The organism is Streptomyces sp. SAI-127 (assembly GCF_029894425.1).
Taxonomy (GTDB): domain Bacteria; phylum Actinomycetota; class Actinomycetes; order Streptomycetales; family Streptomycetaceae; genus Streptomyces.
In genome coordinates, this window is record NZ_JARXYJ010000001.1 from 3,233,508 (window position 1) to 3,248,281 (window position 14,774).

A 14,774-nucleotide genomic window follows, 5' to 3' on the forward strand; every position below is an offset into this window, starting at 1 on the left:
TATTGACTCTTGCGACTTACGCAGGTCTAAGGGTGCCATGCCGCGTGCCCGTCGCTCGCATCGGCATGGGGGCTGTGACTCGACGCACGCGGAGTCAGGCCGGAACCCGTACCCCCGCCAGGTTCTCGATCATCCGCCGGGCGCTGGGGCCGACCACTCCCGCCCACTCCTGCGGGGCGTCGGCGAGCCAGCCGGCCACCAGCACGGCGAACCCGGGTACGTGCCGCCCGAGGTCGACGAGAGCGCGGTCGAAGCGGGTCGCGCCCAGCGGGGTGCGGACGAGGAGGAGGCCCGTGCGCCGGACGAGGTCGCGGATGCCGTCCCCGCCGTGTGCGGCGGCCGCGGGCAGCAGGGCGACCAGGACCGCCGGCTCCCGTTCGTGGTCCAGGAGGAATGCGAGGAGTTCCCGGCGCAGCGGGCCGGAGGCGGGGGTGCCCGGGCCGACGAGCACGGCCGCCAGCGCGGCCCGCACCCGTTCCGAGGCGCCGTCGAGCAGCCCGGTGACCAGCGGGAGGAGCACGGCCCGGGCGGCGGGGCCCTGGTCGAGGCGCCGGTCGACGTACGCGGCGACGTCCCCGGCGGTCTCCGGGCGCCGCTGGACCGTCTCCCGCACCAGCACGGCCACCCGGCGGGCCAGGGAGGGCGTGGTGACGTCGGCGAGCGTGCGCAGCGCCTCCCCGGCGCCCGGTCCGCGCAGCCGCGCCCGGAAGGCCTCCAGGACCGGATCGGGGTCGGTGGCGAGCGCGGGGATCAGCGCGCCGGGCGGGAACTGCGGATCGCCGGCCGCGAAGTGCCCGAGCGCCTGCGGGAGATGACGGGCACGCGTGCGCGGGTCGCGCACGAGCAGGGCGAGCGCACCGCCGTGCAGGGTGCAGTCCTCGGGGCGGGCGAGCAGCGCGAGGGCGGCGTAGCGCAGGAGTTCGCGGTCGGCCCCGGTGCGTACGTGCGGGGCGGTCCGCAGTCCGTACGCCACCGCCGCCACCCGCCTCGCCGGCCGCTCGTCGTGCGCCCACCGGTCCACGGCCCGGCACACCGCCGACGGCTCGTCCTCGGCCAGCACGGCGAGCAGTTCGTCGGCCCGCCGGTGCGCACAGCCGACGAGGATCTCGGTGAGGTCGTCCAGGGCCCGGGTCCGGTGCGTGTGCAGCAGCGCCTGAGCGGCCTTCGCCACGGTCGCGTGCGGGGTCGCGGGCAGCGGCCGCTCGTCGTCGAACCACCGGGCGAGATGCGGCTGTACGGCGGTGGGGTTCGTGGCCAGCAGTTCTGCCACGGCGTCCAGGAACCGGGGGCCGGGCTCGTGCGGGGGCCCGTCGGCGAGGACGAGGCGGCGCAGCAGGTCGAAGCGGGCGGCGGGCGGGAGCGCAAGGGCGGTCCAGAAGGCGGGCCCGAACGCGGGTGGGACTGGTTCCTCCTGGCGGCGCCGGGCCACCAGGCGGTCGGTGAGCCGCCGCAGGACATCGGTGTACGGCGTCGCGTCGGGCACGCGGAGCAGGGTCTCGGTGAGTAGGCGGGCAGCCCACCAGGAGTGCGGGTCGGCGTCGAGGGCGTGGAGCAACTCCTCCAGCCGGTACGCCAGTTGCGGTGCGCCGTGCTGGCGGGCGACGAGGAGCAGGGCCTGGACGACGGGGCCGATGCGGTGGTGCGGCACGGGGAGGGGGTGCTCTCGGCCGGTGCGGCGGCGGTGGACCAGGGCGCGCAGGGCCTCGTCCAGGTCGAGGTGGGTGCCCTGGAGCCAGTCGGCGAGTTCTTCGTGGGCGAAGCGGTAGCCGCTGCCGGCGGGGACGAGGAGGCCCTCGGTGAGGACGGCGGAGGCCCAGCCGGTGCCGCCGAGCCGCTTCGGCGCCTGGCCCCAGGGGAACACCGCCTCGAACGACTCCCGGTCCAGCTCCCCCTGCCCGGGACCGAGGCTGCGGCGGGCGGCCTCGTGCACCTGGCCGGAGACCTTCGCGGCGAGCCGGCGGACGGCGGCGCCGCGCAGGCCGCTCGCCGTGGCCAGCCGTACCGCGACGCGCAGGCACATCAGGTCGAGGTACGCCGAGAAGACCTCGTCCCGGTCCACGGGGGCGTGCGGGGCGTCCGGGAGAGCCGCGCGAACCTCGGAGAGGAGCCGGAGGGTGAGGGGGTGCCGGTCGTCGGGGGCGGTGAGGATGCCTTCGGGGAGGGTGTGGCGGGCCCGGGCGCGGCGGGCCTCCTCGTCGGTGAGGTCGGCGAGGCGTACGCAGGGCGGAAGGTGCCCCTCCGGCTTGCCGTACAGCAGCTCCTCCGGGAAGCCCGCGCCCTCCCAGTACTCCTCCCGGCACGCCACCACCAGCCGCGCCCCCGTCTCCGCGAGCCACTTCGCCGTGCCCTCCGTCCATTCGGCGAGGCGGTGGGCCAGGACCGGGGGCATCTCCTCGGGACTGTCGAGGAGAAGGAACAGGGGGCGGCCTGCGGTGCGGGACAGCCGGGCCAGCCGCTCGGGGGTGGTGTCGCCCAGGTCGACGGGGACGGTGTCCGTGGAGGTGGCCACGATCCGGGCGGCCCTGGTGAGCGCTCGGCTCGCCGCGTCGGCCACCGAGGCGTCGGTGTCCTCGAGGTCGGCGCCGCGCAGCCAGAGAGTGGGGGCCGGGGCGGGCCCGCGGTGGCGGCGGGCGGCGAGGGCCGCGAGTTGTGTCGTACGGCCGCTGCCGGGCGGTCCGACGAGGCCGAGGATGCCGGCCGGGCCCTCGGTGAAAGCGGCGAACTCCCTTGTCACCGCGGCCCGTTCGACCGGCTCGGTCGGGTCTCCCCGGCCGACGTGTCCGGCGAGCGCGCCCGGCGGGCCGTCCTGGCCCACCGAGGTGGCCGTCAGTTCCAGCACGCCGGCGAGGTTGAGGTCGGCGCCGTACGCCGGGACCGTCGCCGCGTTCTCCGCGAGCAGGTCGGCGAGGGGGCCGGTCCGGGCGGAGCGGAGCGGGACCGCGTATCCGCTGTCGCGGTGGCCGCACTGCAGGGCGGTGCCGAGGACGGCGACCACCGCGCCGGTCCCGGCGTCGAGCACGGGGCCCCCGGCGGCCCCGCCGCCCAGCCGCAGGGCGTCCCGTCCCGCGGTGCCGATCGCCAACTCCAGGACGTCTTCGAGGAGATGGAAGCGGGCGGTGGCGGTGTACGTCACGGAGGCCGCGCCGAGCACACGGGCCTCGCGCCAGCAGCCGGCGGGGAGCCGGACGTAGGTGCCGGTCTCGACGGTGTCGCGCACGGACACCGGCAACGGGTCCACGCCGAGTCCTTCGGCACGGACGAGCGCCAGGTCCAGCTCGGGCAGCGCGGTCACGGCATCGGCGGACACCACGCAACTGCGGTCACCACCGGCGTGCAGCACGAGCCGGGCCAGTCCGTCGACGGCCTCATGGCTGGTGACGACGGTGCCACGGTGATCGGCCACGAACCCGATCCCGCGGGGCCGACCGGCCAGATCAAGAATCCGCACGAGATCCGCGTCCCGCCCGGCACGGGGAACCTGCCCCCCGGCCCCCGCAGACCGACCCGTCTCCCCCACGACTCCTTCCCGCCGCCCCGGCACCTCCGCACCGGCGCCGGAGGCGAGAGGCACCGTTTCGTCGGCGGAGTCACCTTCTGCCGCCATGGCCGTACCTCCCCGCCGTACGCACGTTCCTGTTTTCGACGGTAGGCGTGCGGTGATCGGCGGCACAGATCGTGTGGTGAACGCGCCCCCTTCCACTCCCCCGGTTCACTCCGAGCGCCTGCCCACGCGGGTGAATGGATGGGGACGGGCGGATACACCCTAGGGGTGGGGGAACCGAGGGGGGACCGTGGAGCGGCGGCACAACCCCGTGATCGCCGCTCCACGGGCAAACAGCCTCGGTACCTAGCCGAAGACGGCCAGGCTCTTCGCCTTGCCCTTCTGTTCCTCGACCAGCGCCAGGAAGCGGCCCTCGGGGTCGAAGACGGCCACCGTACCGGCGCCCGTGTACTCGTCGGGCATGTCGAGCCGTACGCCGTTGGTGAGCAGCTTGGCCCGGCGGTCGTCGACGTCCCAGCGGGGGAACGCGGCTGTCGCGGCCTCGGCGATCGGCATCACCGTCAGCTCCTGCTGGAGCTGGTCGAGGGTCCTGGCCGAGTCCAGCTTGTACGGGCCCACGCGCGTGCGGCGCAGAGCCGTCAGATGGCCTCCGACGCCCAGGTCCGCGCCCAGGTCGCGGGCGAGGGCCCGGATGTAGGTGCCGGACGAGCAGACCACCGACACGACCAGATCCAAAACGGCCGTGCCGTCCTCGGCGACCGCGTCCCGGACGTCGTGGACCGCGAACGAAGAGATGGTGACCGGGCGGGCGGGAATCTCGAACTCCTCGCCCTCACGCGCCCGTTTGTAGGAGCGCACGCCGTCGATCTTGATGGCGCTGACCTTGGACGGCACCTGCATGATGTCGCCGCTCAGCTTGGCGATCCCGGCGTCGACGGCCTCTCGGGTGACCTTCGAGGCGTCCGCCGACCCCGTGATCTCGCCCTCCGCGTCGTCGGTCAGCGTCGTCTGGCCGAGCCGGATCGTGCCCAGGTACTCCTTCTCGGTCAGCGCGAGGTGCCCGAGGAGCTTGGTGGCCTTCTCGACACCGAGGACCAGCACGCCCGTCGCCATGGGGTCGAGGGTGCCGGCGTGTCCGACGCGGCGGGTCCTGGCGATCCCGCGCATCTTGGCGACCACGTCGTGCGAAGTGAAGCCCGACGGCTTGTCGACGATGACAAGGCCGTCGGGCGGCGGGTTCTTCTGGGTCATTCGGCGGCGTCGTCCGTCTCGTCCTCGTCGCCCGGCTTCCGGTACGGGTCGGCGTCGCCGGCGTACTTGGCGCCGGCCGAGACCTCACGCACCTTCTCGTCGGACTGGCGTGCCTTGTCGAGGAGGTCGTCGATGGTCTTGGCGGTGTCGGGCAGCGCATCGGCCACGAAGGTCAGCGTCGGGGTGAACTTCACGCCCGCCGCCGCGCCGACCGCGGAGCGGAGCACGCCCTTGGCGCTCTCCAGTCCGGCGGCCGCGGCCGCCCGCTCCTCGTCGCCGCCGTACACCGTGTAGAAGACGGTCGCCTCCCGCAGGTCACCCGTGACCCGGGTGTCCGTGATGGTGACGTGTGAGCCGAGCCGCGGGTCCTTGATCCCGCGCAGCAGCTTCTGGGCCACCACCTCTCGGATGAGGTCCGCCAGCCTCTTGGCGCGCGCGTTGTCGGCCACTGGTCCGTCTCCTTAGTAACTGTCTTGCTGCTTGCTTCAGTCTTCGTCGCTGTGGAGTCTGCGTCGAACCGAGAGCAGTTCCACCTCGGGCCGCCCGGCGACCAGCCGCTCGCAGCGGTCCAGCACGTCGGTGAGGTGTCCCGTGTCCCCGGAGACCACCGCGAGCCCGATCTCGGCCCTGCGGTGGAGGTTCTGATTGCCCGTCTCCGCCGCGCTCACCGCGTACTTGCGCTGGAGCTCGGCCACGATCGGACGGACGAGAGAGCGTTTCTCCTTCAGCGAGTGGACGTCACCGAGGAGCAGGTCGAAGGACAGAGTCCCCACATACATGTGTGTATCCGGATGTCCCGCCGGTTCGGGGTACGGGCGCCGCGCTTGGACGCCGGTACGGGGAACCGTACACGCAACGGCCGGGGCCGATCGACGGATATTACGTCCGCCGACCGGCCCCGATCGCGTGCTACGACGGTCAGCCGCGCGGCTTCTCGCGCATCTCGTACGTCGCGATGACGTCGTCGACCTTGATGTCGTTGAAGTTTCCGAGGTTGATACCACCCTCGAAGCCTTCGCGGATCTCGGTGACGTCGTCCTTGAAGCGGCGCAGACCGGAGATGGTGAGGCTCTCCGCGATGACCTTGCCATCGCGCAGCAACCGCGCCTTGGTGTTGCGCTTGACCTCGCCGGAGCGGACCAGCACACCGGCGATGTTGCCCAGCTTGGACGAGCGGAAGACCTCGCGGATCTCCGCTGTACCGAGCTCGACCTCTTCGTACTCCGGCTTGAGCATGCCCTTGAGGGCCGCCTCGATCTCCTCGATCGCCTGGTAGATGACCGAGTAGTACCGGACGTCCACACCCTCGCGCTCGGCCATCTGCGCCGCGCGGCCTGCCGCGCGGACGTTGAAGCCGATCACGATGGCGTCGGAGCCCATCGCCAGGTCGATGTCCGACTCCGTGACCGCACCGACACCGCGGTGCAGGACGCGGATGTCGACCTCTTCGCCGACGTCCAGCTGGAGCAGGGAGGACTCGAGGGCCTCGACGGAACCAGAAGCGTCACCCTTGATGATGAGGTTGAGCTGCTGGACCTCGCCGGCCTTGAGCACCTTGTCCAGGTCCTCGAGCGACACACGGCGCGTGCGCTTCGCGAAGGCCGCGTTGCGCTCGCGCGCCGCACGCTTCTCCGCGATCTGACGGGCCGTACGGTCCTCCTCGACGACGAGGAAGTTGTCGCCGGCACCCGGGACGTTGGTCAGACCCAGCACCTGGACCGGCGTGGACGGACCCGCCTCGGCGACGTTGTTGCCGTTGTCGTCGAGCATGGCGCGGACTCGGCCGTAGGCGTCGCCCACGACCATCGTGTCGCCGACCCGCAGGGTGCCTCGCTGGACGAGGACCGTCGCCACGGCACCACGGCCGCGGTCGAGACGGGACTCGATCGAGATGCCCTGCGCGTCCTGGTTCGGGTTGGCCCGCAGGTCGAGCGAGGCGTCGGCGGTCAGGACGACCGCTTCCAGCAGGGAGTCGATGTTCAGACCCTGCTTGGCGGAGATGTCGACGAACATGGTGTCGCCGCCGTACTCCTCGGCCACCAGGCCGTACTCGGTCAGCTGACCGCGCACCTTGGTCGGGTCGGCACCCTCGACGTCGATCTTGTTGACCGCGACGACGATCGGGACGTCGGCCGCCTTGGCGTGGTTGAGCGCCTCGACCGTCTGCGGCATGACGCCGTCGTTGGCCGCGACGACCAGGATCGCGATGTCCGTCGACCGGGCACCACGGGCACGCATGGCGGTGAACGCCTCGTGACCCGGGGTGTCGATGAAGGTGATCGCGCGGTCTTCCTCGTTGACCTGGGTGGAGACCTGGTAGGCACCGATGTGCTGGGTGATGCCGCCGGCCTCGCCCGCGATGACGTTCGTCTTGCGGATGGCGTCGAGGAGCCGGGTCTTACCGTGGTCGACGTGACCCATGACGGTCACGACCGGCGGACGGACGACCAGGTCCTCGTCGTCGCCCTCGTCCTCGCCGAACTCGATGTCGAAGGACTCGAGCAGCTCGCGGTCCTCCTCCTCGGGGCTGACGATCTGAACCGTGTAGTTCATCTCGCCCGCGAGGAGCTGCAGCGTCTCGTCGGAGACGGACTGGGTGGCGGTGACCATCTCGCCGAGGTTCATCATGACCGCGACGAGGGACGCCGGGTTGGCGTTGATCTTCTCCGCGAAGTCGGTGAGCGACGCACCGCGCGACAGGCGAATGGCTTCGCCGTTGCCGCGAGGCAGCATCACGCCGCCGACCGACGGGGCCTGCATGGCCTCGTACTCCTGGCGCCTCTGCCGCTTCGACTTGCGACCGCGACGCGCGGGCCCGCCGGGACGACCGAAGGCGCCCTGCGTGCCACCACGGCCACCGGGACCGCCGGGACGACCACCGAAGCCGGGACGACCGCCGCCGCCACCGCCGGGACCACCCGGACGGCCGGCGAAACCGCCGCCACCGCCACCGGGACCCGCGGGACGACCGGCGAAGCCGCCGCCACCGCCACCGGGACGACCGGCGAAACCGCCGCCGCCACCGGGACGACCGCCGCCACCGCCACCGGGACGACCGCCACCGCCACCGGGACCGCGGCCACCGGGGCCACCGCCGCCGGGACGCGGGCCGGCAGCCGGACGCTGCGGCATCATGCCGGGGTTGGGACGCGGGCCGCCGGGGCCACCGCCACCGGGACGGGGACCGCCCTGCGGACGGGGCATGCCGCCCGGGGTCGGACGCGAGCCGCCCGGAGCCTGCGGACGGGGACCGCCCGCCGCGCCCTGGGGACGGGGACCGCCCTGGCCCTGGCCCTGCGGACGCGGGGCGCCGCCGGGACGCTCACCGGGACCACCAGGGCCGCCGGGGCGCGGGGCACCGCCCGGACGGGGCGCCTGCGGGCGCGCCATGCCGGTGGAGCCACCAGAGGTGAAGGGGTTGTTGCCCGGACGGGGACCGGCCGGACGAGCGCCGGGACGGGCACCTTGGCCGCCCGGACGCGGAGCGCCGGGACGGTCGCCGCGCTCACCACGGCCCTGGCCGCCCTGGCCGGGACCGCCGGCCGGACGCGGGGCGCCCGGACGAGGGGCCTGGGAGGCCGGACGCGGAGCACCCGGACGCGGGCCGGAACCCTGGCCCTGGCCCTGGGAGGCCGGTGCGGCGGGAGCCGCCGGCGGTGCCGTGAACTCGGGCGTGGTCGGAGCCGGGGACGCCGGGGCGGGCCGCGGCGCCGGTGCGGGCTTCGGGCCCGGAGTGGGACGGGAGCCGGGAGCGGCCGGGGCGGCGGGAGCCGCGGGCCTCTCGGCGGCGGCCGGCTTGGGAGCCGGCGGGCGCGGGGCGGCCGGACGGGCGGCCTGCGCGGGAGAGGGGGCTGCCGGCCTGGCCGGGGCAGCCTTGCGTGCGGGGGCGGGCTTGCCGCCTCCGTTGCCCTGCTGGAGGGCGTCCGTCAACTTACGGACAACGGGCGCTTCGATGGTCGAAGACGCCGAACGGACGAATTCACCGAGTTCTTGGAGCTTGGCCATGACGACCTTGCTCTCCACCCCGAACTCCTTGGCGAGTTCGTATACCCGGACCTTAGCCACTTCGCTCCTTTTAGGTCCGGGTGCGTCCGGACCGTCGCTACTTCATGGGCGTACTCATCGCGTGCTCATCGAGTGCTCATCGCAATCTCGACCTACTTCCAACTCGCGGGGTACCAGGGCCGCACGGGGGTTCCGCGCGACGCTTCTTACGGTGTTGCCTGCTCAGCAACTGTCTGTCTGCTCGACGTACTGGCGCAACGCCTTTATGTCGAGCGCTCCCGGGGCGCGCAACGCCCTCGTGAACGCCCGGCGGCGTACCGCCTGGTCGAGACAGACCAGGGCGGGGTGTACATACGCACCCCGGCCGGGCAGCGTACCGCGAGGATCGGGAACGCATGCGTCCTCGATCGCCACGATGCGCAGCAGATCGGTCTTGGCCGCTCGCTGCCTGCAACCCACACAGGTGCGTTCAGGGCATGCTCGGGCGGGCGTCCGGCCAGACACTCTTAAGTCTACCTCCCCGTACCGACCTCACCCCTTGGGGGCAGCGATCGAACGGTTGTTGTCGTGATCTAAGCCACCTGCGGCTTGGATCTATTCCCCGGCGCCCGTCACCGGCGCCATCCGCCGGCGCTACTCGCCGGCCTGCTCGGTGTCCGGCCGGATGTCGATCCGCCAGCCGGTGAGCCGGGCCGCGAGCCGGGCGTTCTGCCCCTCCTTGCCGATGGCGAGGGAGAGCTGGTAGTCGGGGACCGTCACCCGCGCGGAGCGGGCGGCCATGTCCACGACCTCGACCTTGGACACCCGGGCCGGCGACAGCGCGTTGGCGACCATCTCGGCCGGGTCGTCCGACCAGTCGACGATGTCGATCTTCTCACCGTTCAGCTCACCCATGACATTGCGCACACGTCCGCCCATGGGGCCGATGCAGGCGCCCTTGGCGTTCAGGCCCGAACGGGTGGACCGGACGGCGATCTTGGTGCGGTGACCGGCCTCGCGGGCGATCGCGGCGATCTCGACGGACCCGTCGGCGATCTCCGGCACCTCCAGGGCGAAGAGCTTCTTCACCAGATTGGGGTGCGTGCGGGACAGGGTGACGGACGGACCACGCACACCCCTCGCCACGCGTACGACGTACGACCGCAGCCGCATCCCGTGCGGATACGTCTCGCCGGGGACCTGCTCCTGCACCGGCAGGATGGCCTCCAGCTTGCCGATGTCGACGAGCACGTTCTTCGGGTCGCGGCCCTGCTGGACCACGCCCATGACGATGTCGCCCTCGCGCCCCGCGTACTCACCGAGCGTCGCGTCGTCCTCGGCGTCGCGCAGCCGCTGCAGGATGACCTGCTTGGCGGTGGTGGCGGCGATACGGCCGAAGCCGGACGGGGTGTCGTCGAACTCGCGGGCCTCCTGCCCCTCCTCCAGGTCCTCGGGGTCCTCCTTCGCCCACACGGTCACATGGCCGCTCTCGCGGTTGAGCTCCACGCGCGCGTGACGGCGGCTTCCCTCGGTGCGGTGGTAGGCGATGAGGAGGGCCGACTCGATCGCCTCGACCAACAGGTCGAAGGAGATCTCCTTCTCCCGTACCAAGCCCCGCAGGGCACTCATGTCGATGTCCACGGCTACGCCTCCTCTTCCTGCTCGTTTTCGTTCTTGCTGTCCTTGCGGCTGAACTCGACCTGCACGCGCGCCTTGTCGAAGTCGGAGAAGGCGAGTCTGCGGGCGGTGGCCTTGCGGCCCTTCACGCCGGGCACTTCGACGTCGAGGCCTTCGTCGTCGACCTGCAGGATCCTGGCGACCAGTTCGCCGCCCTCGGTCAACTGGAACTTCACCAGCCGGTCCACGGCCCGCAGATAGTGACGGTGCTCCTTGAGGAGGCGCTCCGCGCCCGGGGTACCGACCTCGAGGGTGTACTCCCCCGCGCCCATCGCGTCGCTCTCGTCGAGCTTCGCCGAGAGCGCGCGGCTCACATCGGCGATCTGGTCCAGGTCGGCACCGGTGTCCGAGTCGACGACGACGCGCAGCACTCGCTTTCGTCCTACGGAGTCCACTGCGATCTCTTCGAGATCCAGGCCCTGGGAGGTGACGAGCGGTTCCAGGAGCTCTCGCAGCCTCTCGCTCTGGGTCGTGCTCATCCGGGTGACTCCTCGGCCGCGTGTGCTGTTGTGGGTAGGTCGCGTGTCTGGTCAAAGGGTATCCGGTCGCGGGGGGTGTTGCCGTCCAGGTGACCTCGGATGCGCGGGTACCGTGATCGCCAGCGGGCTGACCTCCGCCCATGTGTTCGTACGAGCTTCCTGAGGACGTCTGTCGTGCCGTACCCCCCTCCGCCGCACGTCCCCTCGGGGCCGCGCAGAAGATCCCTGCTCGCCTCGGTCGCCGGGGGCGCCCTGCTGGCCGGCTGCTCCGACGGGACCGGGAGCACCGAGGAGGGCACCGCCGGAAGTCCGTCCGTCGTCGAGCGGGCACGCGTGCGTGCGGCTCAGGACAGCCGGGGGATCGTCGAGCGGTACGACGCCGTCCTCGCCGCCCATCCGGCGCTGGCGGAGCGGCTGGGGCCGTTGCGGGCGGAAGCGGTGCGGCATGTGGAGGCGTTCGGGGAGAGGGTCGCCAAGTCCTCGCCCGTCGCGTCGCAGGCCTCGCCCTCACCGTCGGTCACGGCGCCCACGACCGAGAAGGACGCCCTCGCCCAGCTCGCCGCCGCCGAACGGGCACTCGCGGACCGGCGGGCCAAGGCGCTGCTGGACGTACCGGGCGAGCTGGCCCGGCTGCTGGCCTCCGTGGCGGCGGCCGGTGCGGGGCACGCCTATCTGCTGATGGAGGGGATCCGGTGAGCGACGACAACGACAAGGAGCTGGAGGCCTTTCAGAAGGCGCTGGCCGCCGAGCACGCGGCCGTGTACGGCTACGGCGTCGTCGGCGGCCGGATCGGTGAGGTCCGGCGAGCCGAGGCCCGGGCCGCCTATGACGCCCACCGGGCCCGGCGGGACGGGCTGGTGCGCCAGGTGCGGCACATGGGCGGAAAGCCGGTGGCCGCGGCCGCGGCGTACGCGCTGCCCTTCCCGGTGCCGGACTCGGCCGCGGCGGTACGGCTCGCCGCCGACCTGGAGGAGCGGGTGGCCGGGGTGTACTCCGATCTGGTGCGGGCAACAGAGGGCGGGCGGCGGAGCACGGCCGCCGAGGCGCTGCGGGAGGCCGCGGTGCGGGCGGTGCGCTGGCGCGGCGGGAGCGTAGCCTTCCCTGGGCTCGCCGAGCGGGCGGTCACGGTGACGTCCTCGGCCCATGGTCCGGCTTCCTCGTCGGCTCCCACGGCGTAACGCGGTACAGGAAGGAAACGACTCGCGCATGGCTTTCGAACCACCGCAGCGGCTGGTGCGGGCGCTCGGCGAGAGCGCGCCGGACGGCGACGACTGGGTGGAGAGGCTGCCCGAGACCGCCGAACAGGCCGTCGCGCTGCGCGAGTTGACCGTGGAGCGGGTTCAGGTGCCCGGGGGACGCAGCAGCCTCGTGGTGCTCGTGCGGCGTGCTGACGGGACGCCGGCCGTGCTCAAGCTGGCCCCGGCCCGGGCCCGGCCGGAGAGCGAGCGGGCGGCGCTCGCGCACTGGGACGGGCGGGGGGCCGTACAGCTGCTGGAGCCCTTTGTCGCCGAGGGAGTGCTACTGCTGGAGCGGCTGCATCCGGATGTGTCCGTGCGGTCCCTGCCGGAGGCGAAAGCGCTGCTCGAGGCTGCCGGGGCGCTGCGGCGGCTGTGGGTGGAGCCGCCCGGTGACCATGTCTTCGAGACGGTGGCCGAGCGGACCGGGCGGCAGGCCGCGGTCATGCGGGGTGCTTCCGCGGAGGTGGCGGGGCTGGTGAGCGCGGCTCTCGATGCGCGGGAGTCGTTGCTGGCCGCGCCGCCGGAGGAGCGGTTGCTGCACGGGACGTTCCGGCAGAGCAAGGTGCTTTCCGGTGTCCGGTCACCCTGGCTCGCTGTCGGGCCTGATCCTGTCGTCGGGGAGTGCGCGTTCGATCTCGCCCGGCTGGTGCGGGACCGGGTGGAGGACCTGATCGCCTCGCCGTCGGGGGCGGCGACGACCCGCCGGCGGATCAAGCGGCTCGCGGAGTCGCTGGAGGTGGATCAGGAGCGGTTGCGGGGATGGACGCTGTTCCGGGCCGTGGAGTCCGGGGTCCGGGCGCTGCGGGTGGGGCGGCCGAAGGATGCCGAGTTGCTGCTGGAGTTCGCCGGGTGGCTTTGAGACCGTACGGCGGCGGCCGCCGGTGCGACCGCCGCCGTACGCGCTTTCTCAGGCGGTCAGGCGGGCGATCGCCTCGTCCACCGTCAGCTCCTCGCGCTCACCGCTGCGGCGGTCCTTGAGCTCCAGGACACCCTCGGCGGAGCGGCGGCCCGCGACCAGGATCTTCGGTACGCCGATGAGCTCGGAGTCGGTGAACTTCACACCCGGGGAGACCCCGGCGCGGTCGTCGACGAGGACCCTGAGGCCCGCCTCCCGCAGCTTCTCGGAGACGTCGAGGGCCAGTTCGATCTGGAGGGCCTTGCCGGCGGCGACGACATGCACGTCGGCCGGGGCGACCTCGGCGGGCCAGCACAGGCCCTTGTCGTCGGCGGACTGCTCGGCGAGGGCGGCGACCGCGCGGGAGACGCCGATGCCGTAGGAGCCCATGGTCACGCGGACCGGCTTGCCGTTCTGGCCGAGGACATCGAGCTTGAGGGCGTCGGCGTACTTGCGGCCGAGCTGGAAGATGTGGCCGATCTCGATGGCGCGGTCCAGCTTGAGGCCGGTGCCGCACTTCGGGCACGGGTCGCCCTCCTGGACGACCACGACGTCGACGTACTCGTCGACCTCGAAGTCACGGCCCGCGACGACGTTCTTCGCGTGCGTGTGCTCCTTGTTGGCGCCGGTGATCCAGGCGGTGCCGGGGGCCACCCGCGGGTCGGCGATGTACTTCACCTTCTCGCCCAGGCCCTGCGGACCGACGTAACCGCGGACGAGGTCGGGACGGCCGACGAAGTCCTCGGCGCCCACCAGCTCCACGGCGGCGGGCGCGAAGTGCGCCTCGACCTTGCCCATGTCGACCTCGCGGTCGCCGGGAACGCCGACGGCCACGATCTCGCCGTCGACCTTCACGAGGAGGTTCTTGAGGGTGTCGGAGGCCTCGACGCCGAGGTGGGCGGCGAGGGTCTCGATGGTCGGGGTGTCGGGGGTGGGGATCTCCTCGAGGGCGGCGACGCCGTCCGCGTCCACCGGCTTCAACTCGTAGCTGATCGCCTCGGTGTTGGCCGCGAAATCGCAGTTCGGGCAGTCCGCGAAGGTGTCCTCGCCGGCCTCGGCGGGGGCGAGGAACTCCTCCGACTTGGAGCCGCCCATCGCGCCGGCGGTGGCGGCGCAGATGCGGTAGTCGAGGCCCAGGCGCTCGAAGACCTTCTGGTAGGCCTGGCGGTGCAGGGCGTAGGACTGCGCCAGTCCCTCGTCCTCGGTGTCGAAGGAGTACGAGTCCTTCATCAGGAACTCACGGCCGCGCAGGACGCCGGCCCGCGGGCGGGCCTCGTCCCGGTACTTGTTCTGGATCTGGTAGAGGATGACCGGCAGGTCCTTGTAGGAGGACGCCTGATCCTTCACCAGCAGGGTGAAGATCTCCTCGTGGGTCGGGCCGAGAAGGTAGTCGCCGCCCTTGCGGTCCTGGAGGCGGAACAGCTCGGGGCCGTACTCCTGCCAGCGGCCGGTCGCCTCGTACGGCTCGCGCGGCAGGATGGCGGGGAGCAGCACCTCCTGGGCGCCGATCGCGTCCATCTCCTCGCGGACGATCCGCTCGACGTTGGCCAGCACCTTCTTGCCGAGCGGCAGCCAGCTCCAGATGCCGGCCGCGGTCCGGCGGACGTACCCGGCGCGGACGAGCAGCTTGTGACTGAGGACCTCGGCGTCCGCCGGGTCGTCGCGCAGCGTCTTCGCCATCAACTGGGACATGCGCTGGACCGGTGCGTTCGCCATGGTTCTCGTACTCCTGCTGCGTCTAGGTGATG

The 14,774-nt window shown here is 72.5% G+C and carries 12 protein-coding genes; 3 read left to right on the forward strand and 9 right to left on the reverse strand.

Annotated elements, in window-relative coordinates; genetic code table 11:
- Nucleotides 1–94: 94 nt before the first annotated feature.
- From M2157_RS14625 to rimP, 8 genes are all read right to left on the reverse strand, one after another.
- Nucleotides 95–3,604, reverse strand: a complete 3,510-nt coding sequence (locus M2157_RS14625; RefSeq protein WP_280865454.1) for a trypsin-like peptidase domain-containing protein — start codon at nucleotides 3,602–3,604, stop codon at nucleotides 95–97.
- Between the two features lie 243 nt (nucleotides 3,605–3,847).
- Nucleotides 3,848–4,753 (reverse strand): tRNA pseudouridine(55) synthase TruB, encoded by a 906-nt coding sequence (truB, locus tag M2157_RS14630; protein ID WP_280862304.1) that lies wholly within the window; start codon nucleotides 4,751–4,753, stop codon nucleotides 3,848–3,850.
- Complete coding sequence (gene rbfA, locus M2157_RS14635) at nucleotides 4,750–5,202, reverse strand: 30S ribosome-binding factor RbfA (RefSeq protein ID WP_266558903.1); 453 nt, start codon at nucleotides 5,200–5,202, stop codon at nucleotides 4,750–4,752. The genes truB and rbfA overlap by 4 nt, the downstream gene beginning before the upstream one ends.
- A gap of 36 nt (nucleotides 5,203–5,238) precedes the next feature.
- Nucleotides 5,239–5,532, reverse strand: a complete 294-nt coding sequence (locus tag M2157_RS14640) for a DUF503 domain-containing protein (RefSeq protein WP_020122665.1) — start codon at nucleotides 5,530–5,532, stop codon at nucleotides 5,239–5,241.
- A 139-nt stretch (nucleotides 5,533–5,671) separates the two neighbouring features.
- Complete coding sequence (infB, locus tag M2157_RS14645; RefSeq protein WP_280865455.1) at nucleotides 5,672–8,818, reverse strand: translation initiation factor IF-2; 3,147 nt, start codon at nucleotides 8,816–8,818, stop codon at nucleotides 5,672–5,674.
- 162 nt (nucleotides 8,819–8,980) lie between these two features.
- A complete protein-coding gene (locus M2157_RS14650) occupies nucleotides 8,981–9,262 on the reverse strand; it encodes a YlxR family protein (RefSeq protein WP_079072482.1) in 282 nt (93 codons plus the stop codon).
- A gap of 129 nt (nucleotides 9,263–9,391) precedes the next feature.
- A complete protein-coding gene (nusA, locus tag M2157_RS14655) occupies nucleotides 9,392–10,378 on the reverse strand; it encodes a transcription termination factor NusA (RefSeq protein WP_057616701.1) in 987 nt (328 codons plus the stop codon).
- A gap of 2 nt (nucleotides 10,379–10,380) precedes the next feature.
- A complete protein-coding gene (gene rimP / locus M2157_RS14660) occupies nucleotides 10,381–10,893 on the reverse strand; it encodes a ribosome maturation factor RimP (protein WP_280865456.1) in 513 nt (170 codons plus the stop codon).
- A gap of 174 nt (nucleotides 10,894–11,067) precedes the next feature.
- Between rimP and M2157_RS14665 the strand changes: the two genes are divergently transcribed.
- Genes M2157_RS14665 through M2157_RS14675 form a run of 3 tightly spaced genes read left to right on the forward strand, consistent with a single transcriptional unit; the run spans nucleotide 11,068 to nucleotide 12,990 of the window.
- Nucleotides 11,068–11,589, forward strand: a complete 522-nt coding sequence (locus tag M2157_RS14665; RefSeq protein WP_280862306.1) for a hypothetical protein — start codon at nucleotides 11,068–11,070, stop codon at nucleotides 11,587–11,589.
- Nucleotides 11,586–12,071: a ferritin-like domain-containing protein gene (locus tag M2157_RS14670; RefSeq protein WP_280862307.1), complete on the forward strand. Its 486-nt coding sequence runs from the start codon at nucleotides 11,586–11,588 to the stop codon at nucleotides 12,069–12,071. Before M2157_RS14665 ends, M2157_RS14670 begins: the two co-directional genes overlap by 4 nt.
- Nucleotides 12,072–12,099: 28 nt before the next feature.
- Nucleotides 12,100–12,990 carry an aminoglycoside phosphotransferase family protein gene (locus M2157_RS14675; protein ID WP_266558915.1) on the forward strand — a complete coding sequence of 297 codons (891 nt, stop codon included), beginning with the start codon at nucleotides 12,100–12,102 and terminating at the stop codon, nucleotides 12,988–12,990.
- A 48-nt stretch (nucleotides 12,991–13,038) separates the two neighbouring features.
- On the opposite strand, the gene M2157_RS14680 is transcribed toward M2157_RS14675, so the two are convergent.
- Entirely contained in the window at nucleotides 13,039–14,742 is a 1,704-nt protein-coding gene (locus tag M2157_RS14680; RefSeq protein ID WP_280862308.1) for a proline--tRNA ligase, read from the reverse strand.
- Nucleotides 14,743–14,774: the final 32 nt, after the last annotated feature.

Coding starts and splice junctions, on each gene's coding strand:
- M2157_RS14640 (WP_020122665.1), bottom strand. CDS start 5,532: ATGTATGTGGGGACTCTGTCCTTCGACCTGCTCCTCGGTGACGTCCAC.
- M2157_RS14625 (WP_280865454.1), bottom strand. CDS start 3,604: ATGGCGGCAGAAGGTGACTCCGCCGACGAAACGGTGCCTCTCGCCTCC.
- rimP (WP_280865456.1), bottom strand. CDS start 10,893: ATGAGCACGACCCAGAGCGAGAGGCTGCGAGAGCTCCTGGAACCGCTC.
- truB (WP_280862304.1), bottom strand. CDS start 4,753: ATGACCCAGAAGAACCCGCCGCCCGACGGCCTTGTCATCGTCGACAAG.
- M2157_RS14675 (WP_266558915.1), top strand. CDS start 12,100: ATGGCTTTCGAACCACCGCAGCGGCTGGTGCGGGCGCTCGGCGAGAGC.
- M2157_RS14680 (WP_280862308.1), bottom strand. CDS start 14,742: ATGGCGAACGCACCGGTCCAGCGCATGTCCCAGTTGATGGCGAAGACG.